The organism is Crocosphaera sp. Alani8 (assembly GCF_038442745.1).
Taxonomy (GTDB): Bacteria; Cyanobacteriota; Cyanobacteriia; order Cyanobacteriales; family Microcystaceae; genus Crocosphaera.
The window spans coordinates 1-5519 of record NZ_JARVCN010000220.1 but is presented as its reverse complement, the minus strand read 5'-3'; the positions used below and the strand labels follow the sequence as shown (position 1 = coordinate 5519).

6 protein-coding genes are annotated in these 5519 nt (G+C 34.7%); 2 read left to right on the top strand and 4 right to left on the bottom strand.

The window, feature by feature from the left end; translation table 11 throughout:
* Positions 1 to 34 precede the first annotated feature (34 nt).
* The 4 genes from P9B04_RS13430 to P9B04_RS13415 all read right to left on the bottom strand — a co-directional run bounded on the left by P9B04_RS13430 (position 35) and on the right by P9B04_RS13415 (position 3213).
* On the bottom strand, positions 35 to 241 hold the full coding sequence (locus tag P9B04_RS13430; protein WP_342055498.1) for a hypothetical protein: 207 nt from the start codon (positions 239 to 241) through the stop codon (positions 35 to 37).
* Between the two features lie 64 nt (positions 242 to 305).
* Complete coding sequence (locus tag P9B04_RS13425; RefSeq protein WP_342055497.1) at positions 306 to 1499, bottom strand: GNAT family N-acetyltransferase; 1194 nt, start codon at positions 1497 to 1499, stop codon at positions 306 to 308.
* Positions 1500 to 1572: 73 nt separating this feature from the next.
* The gene (locus P9B04_RS13420; protein WP_342055496.1) at positions 1573 to 2253 is read right to left on the bottom strand and encodes a RibD family protein; all 681 of its coding nucleotides are present in this window, start codon (positions 2251 to 2253) and stop codon (positions 1573 to 1575) included.
* A 171-nt stretch (positions 2254 to 2424) separates the two neighbouring features.
* Positions 2425 to 3213 (bottom strand): HAD family hydrolase, encoded by a 789-nt coding sequence (locus P9B04_RS13415; protein ID WP_342055495.1) that lies wholly within the window; start codon positions 3211 to 3213, stop codon positions 2425 to 2427.
* A gap of 249 nt (positions 3214 to 3462) precedes the next feature.
* Here P9B04_RS13415 and P9B04_RS13410 point away from each other — a divergent pair, with 249 nt between their 5' ends.
* Positions 3463 to 4092, top strand: coding sequence for a YchE family NAAT transporter (locus P9B04_RS13410; protein WP_342055494.1), 630 nt, complete (start codon positions 3463 to 3465; stop codon positions 4090 to 4092).
* Between the two features lie 55 nt (positions 4093 to 4147).
* On the top strand, positions 4148 to 5275 hold the full coding sequence (gene dprA / locus P9B04_RS13405) for a DNA-processing protein DprA (RefSeq protein ID WP_342055493.1): 1128 nt from the start codon (positions 4148 to 4150) through the stop codon (positions 5273 to 5275).
* Positions 5276 to 5519 lie beyond the last annotated feature (244 nt).

The following is a 5519-nucleotide window of genomic DNA, read 5'->3' as shown; positions in this document are numbered from 1 at the left end:
TTTGCTTTCTTAGTCAAGTACATTTTATACCATTTTAGATGAGCTTACCCTGAATAGAAACGCCGGGTTGAGAAACCGTTTTTGTGATCTCGGTTTCATTCTCTTCTTGTCCACCAACCACAGGAAAAGCTGTGCAAGTTTCTGCATAACTATGTCCAATGTTACCAACTACCAAGTTAGCCGATGTTAGCAAACTAATTCCCAATAAATAAGTTAACTTTTTACTTAAAAAACAGTTCATAATTATCCTCTTATATAAAACAATGATTATGCTACCGCAAACTGTAAAATTATGCTTTGAACAGTTACAAATCTTTAAATTCTATTTCCTTTTTACTGAAAGGTAAGTCTTGATTAATCGCATCAATTTCTTCTTGTTCCATTTTATTAATTTCGGGGATATAGTGAACAAGAATTTGAGTCATTTTTTGATCATAAAATCGGTGTAAACTATAATTAGGGGTAGCAGGGAAACCACGCCTTCTTTTGTGTCTTCCTCCTGCACCAGGATCAAACATAGTTATACCTTCTTTTATTGCCCATTCTATTGGTTGATAATAACAAGCTTCAAAATGAAGACAATCGTATTCTTCAAAAGATCCCCAATAACGTCCATATAAATTATCTCCTTTTCTGATACAAAAAGACATTCCTACGGGTTTACGCTCATCATAATCTGTATAGGCAGCCGCTAAGACAATGCGATGGGAATAATGAGGATAAAGTTGATCAAAAAATTTACGAGTTAGATATTTACTTCCCCAGTAAAACTTTTCACAAGTGTTACTATAAAACTGATGAATTAAAGGATATAAATGATGAGGTATATCATCTCCTGTTAAGATTTTTATATTTAAGTTCGCTTTATTAACTGCTTTTCTTTCTCGTTTTATATTGCGTCTTTGGTTGGCATTAAACTGTTTCAAATAGTCGTCAAAATTATTAAAATTGGGATTAGACCAAATGTAGCTATGATGTAACCAACTACTAAACCCATAATTCTCGATTATAGGTTTCCAGTCAGGATCAACAAACAAAAAATGACAACCTGATATTCTATTTTGATCACAAAAACGATCAATAGCAGCTATCATAATTTCTGTAATTTCTGTTTCATTTTCATTGGGAGAAATCAAAAAACGATACCCCACTGCAGGAGTAAAAGGTGTCATTCCTAGAAGTTTAGGATAATAAGAAATACCCAAACGATGGGATAAATCAGCCCATTGATGGTCAAAAACAAATTCTCCATAACTATGACCTTTAATGTACAAAGGTGCAGCCCCAATTAACTCTTTATCTCGCCATATAGTGAGATGACAAGGTTGCCATCCTGCACGAGGTATGGCACTTTTAGAAGTTTCGATATTATTGAGCCATTCCCACTCTAAAAAAGGGGTTTTTAGTGGGGTTGCTAGTTCGTTCCAAACCTGTTTCGGTATTTCAGAAATTTTTTCAATCCAACTAATAGAGTATTGTGGTTTTGCTCGTTTGAACATAAATTAATTTTGTTTGATAAACTTCTTCTCTAGGATAATAAATTTTTATCTAAATGACATCCTAAATTATTAATTACCTAGACATGACTTTATAGTGTAAGAAAATTTCTTGTTCTATTTGTTCTAGACTTGATAATTCTAATTGTTGACTACAAAATGAAAGAAACCCCTTTCCTTCTACTGGGGTTGGTGCTGTTTTTCCTCCCAAAATATAGGGACAAAGAGTTAACCAAAATTCATCAATTAAATTTTCTTCTAAACAACTGGCAACCAGAGTCCCACCTCCCAAAATAGCTAAATCATTTAGTCCCATTTGTTTTAAGATTTTAAATGCTTTAATTAAGTCAATTTTCCCTGTTTCTTTAGTAGAAAATATTAATACTTTTTCAAATATAGAAGCATTATTTTTTGCTCCTTTTTCCGTGGTAATTAACCAATGTGGAACACATTGAGAAAAAAAGCGTAAGTTAGAATCAATTTCCCCTGAAGCAGAAACAACAATATTAATGGGTTGACTAGGTTTATTTTTTCGTTTTCTGGTAGCTAATAAGTCAGTATTTTTAACTGTTAAAGTTGTACCATAGGCTCTTAATGTTCCTGCACCAAATATAATACCATCTACTAATGATATTTTTTCTTCTAAATGATTTTTATCAATATCTGAACCAAACCTCGCTGCATTGCGCTGAAAATCGGCAATTTTTCCATCAGCAGTCATGGCTAAAATAACTGTTGTTTTGGGTCTATTTTGCATCTGTAAAGTCTATACTATTTTCACCAACTTAGTTACTGTAGCGTAGATAATACCTATCTAACAAGGTTGTACTTAGAAGTTCCCATAATGTTGTAGTGGCACGTCATAACATCCAATTCTTAGTCAAAAAATCAAGGTAATTATGAATTAATTATATGAGCAAGAGTATCATCAAGAATCAATCCATTTTGAAAAATCTTGAGAAAACTTATTTAAGGAAAGTAAATAAATCTCATTATCTTGGTTAACAAGTTCATGGGTTTTTGAGGTATTATATCCCCAGTCAGCTAGAAATAAATTAACTTGTTTTAAATCGTCTTGACTTTGTACCTTTTTTAACGTCTTTAATAAGTCTTCAATAAACCATAAATTGTTAGGAGTTTCTTGATTATTTTTGAGGATTTGACGTAAGGTTTCATACTTTGGTTGTTTAACTTCCTTCCCAAAAATATTAACTTCAGGAAAAGATAAATTTTGTTGTTTTAGAAGCTGTTTAACAAATCTTCCCTCTTTTGTTGTAACAATATATAATCGGGTAGAAGAATTTAATATTTGTCCTAATTTCTCTAATACCCCTGGATAAAATTCGTGTAACGCTAACCAGTTATCTAAATCTGTTTTAATCCAATCATCTCTCACCCCATCAAGGGTAGCCATAACTTCCTCTTTATTTAAGTTTTCTTTAGTGACAATTTCAGAACAAATCTGATGCCAGTTACTTACTATATTTGGTTTTTCATACTCTAACACTAATGCTCGCAATAAAATAGGCATTTCCCAACCAGTTTCGATGACAGGACGTAATTGATAAAAAGAATTAGCGCAACTTTCTAAATTATCTTCAGAATGACTGTTCCATAGTTTTTGATAGGTTCTTAAGGTTGTTTGGAAATATTCCTTTAAACCGTTACAAATGACTCCATCAAAATCAAGGGCTAAAATTTTAGGGGTATTGCTCATGATCATTCGTAGATAAAATTATTACAATTAATTACTCTTAGATTGAACTTTATTTTAACATTTTCATCCTTTACAGTAAATTAAAATAAAATATTATTATCGGGTTCTAGAAAACTAAATAAATCTTAAAAAATCTATAAAAAAAGCTCCTAATCGCTCCAGCTAAAATACAAGCAAATCCAGGAATTATCAAATGATTCCTACTTATGTTAGAATACTGTAAATCTTATCTAAAAATTATTAATTTTCATGAATATTTCTGACTATGTCAACGGTTTTGTTGCTTTATTTGCCATCTCCAATCCTATTGGCAACTTACCTATTTATATTGGATTAACAGCTAATAGAAGCCAGAAACAAAGACAACAAATAATTAGAACTGCCTCAATTACCTTTACTATTATTTTAATTGTTTCTTGTTTTATAGGAGAAGCTATTTTATCCGCTTTTGGCATTAGTATTGCTTCTTTTAGAGTAGCGGGAGGTTTTCTCATTTTTATTGTAGGGTTTCATATGTTGCAAGCTAAAACTAGTGAAGTTAAACATACCTCAGAAGAAAACGAAGAAGCACAAACAGCTAACTCTATTGCCATTGTTCCTTTAGCTTTACCTTTGTTAGCTGGTCCAGGTACCATTAGTTCAACAATTGTTTTAGCCCATAAGACGCAATCAATAACTGATAAACTAGGATTGTCTATAGCAATCATTGTTTTAGGCAATTTGATTTTTATAGTCTATAGTTTTGCTCCTATGATTGGTAGATTTTTGGGTAAAACAGGTATGAATATTGTCACTCGTTTAATGGGTTTAGTTACTATGGCTATGGCGGTTGAATTTATGGCTAATGGTTTAGGAACTTTGTTTCCTGGATGGAAATGATGGCTACAGCTTTAATGAAGTTAAACCCCAAACTGTAAATCATTAGGAGAAACCGTTGCAACACGAGTCAGCTTATTGGTTAGCTTGGTCAAAAATACCTGGAGTCGGTCCTATCTTATTAAAACGGGTATGGCAACAGTTTGGCAGCCTAGAAAACGCATGGAATGCACCTGGACAAACATTAGGACAAATAGAAGGAATCGGAGCAAAATTACTGAAAACGATCCAACAACAGCGATCGCAGGTTAATCCTCTTCAATTATTGCAACAACATTCACAAAAAAATCCCCAATTTTGGACTCCTAGTAACAATAATTATCCCCGTTTATTATTAGAAATTCCTAGTCCTCCCCCTCTACTTTATTATCAGGGACAGGTCAATTTATTAGAAAATCAAGGACAAATCCCCTGTGTAGGTATTGTCGGCACTCGTTACCCCACCGAACATGGTCGCCGTTGGACTCGGAAGATTGCCATCGCCCTCGTTAAACACGGGTTTACAGTGGTTTCAGGCATGGCGGCAGGTATCGATGGTGTAGCCCATCAAGCTTGTTTAGAAGCCGGAGGTCGAACGATCGCAGTTTTAGGAACGGGGGTGGATATAGTATATCCCAGTCATCATCGTCAGTTGCACCGAGACTTACAAAAACGGGGTTTAATCGTCAGTGAATACCCTTCTGGAACTCCAGGCGATCGTCGTCATTTTCCAGCCAGAAATCGCATCATTGCAGGGTTAAGTCGGGCTGTATTAGTTATGGAAGCACCGGAGAAGTCTGGGGCGTTAATTACGGCGCGCTATGCTAACGAGTTTTGCAGAGATGTCTATACGTTGCCAAACTCCCCCGATGTTGCTCAAGCTAGGGGATGTTTGCGATTAATCCATCACGGGGCAGAAATGATTCTTACAACGGATGGATTATTAGAGATGTTGGGAACTATTCCTAAGTTGGATCAGGGAGAACAACTATCCTTATTTGATCTAGAAAAAAAGGAAGCTTTACCAAAGTTAGAACCAGATTTATTAAAGATATTTCAAGCTATTTCTGATGAGGAAACCTCTTTTGACATTGTTGTAGAAAAAAGCGGTTTACCCACTGCTCAAGTTTCAGGGGGATTATTACAACTAGAATTAGAAGGATTAGTTACTCAGTTACCAGGGATGCGGTATCAAAAGTCTAAGTAGATCACAGATTTCCTAGTTAAGATTGCAGGGGAGAAAGAATAAGAGAAAAAACAGAAACTTATTAAGTCTTTAATTTGACACTCCCACGGGTAGAACCGCGTGGGATTCTTCTCTCACAGGCTCTTATCTAGCCAATTAGAAATTGACCCCGATAGAACGCCTCCAGAAGCTTCTTTATTCACGGGCTGTCCGACCGCATTTCGACTACGCTCAATGCAAGCTACTAATCCTCGATTTCTTATTA

What these genes read in the sequence shown, in the direction of transcription:
- P9B04_RS13430 (WP_342055498.1), bottom strand. Translation starts at nt 241, where the DNA reads ATGAACTGTTTTTTAAGTAAAAAGTTAACTTATTTATTGGGAATTAGT.
- P9B04_RS13425 (WP_342055497.1), bottom strand. Translation starts at nt 1,499, where the DNA reads ATGTTCAAACGAGCAAAACCACAATACTCTATTAGTTGGATTGAAAAA.
- P9B04_RS13420 (WP_342055496.1), bottom strand. Translation starts at nt 2,253, where the DNA reads ATGCAAAATAGACCCAAAACAACAGTTATTTTAGCCATGACTGCTGAT.
- P9B04_RS13415 (WP_342055495.1), bottom strand. Translation starts at nt 3,213, where the DNA reads ATGAGCAATACCCCTAAAATTTTAGCCCTTGATTTTGATGGAGTCATT.
- P9B04_RS13410 (WP_342055494.1), top strand. Translation starts at nt 3,463, where the DNA reads ATGAATATTTCTGACTATGTCAACGGTTTTGTTGCTTTATTTGCCATC.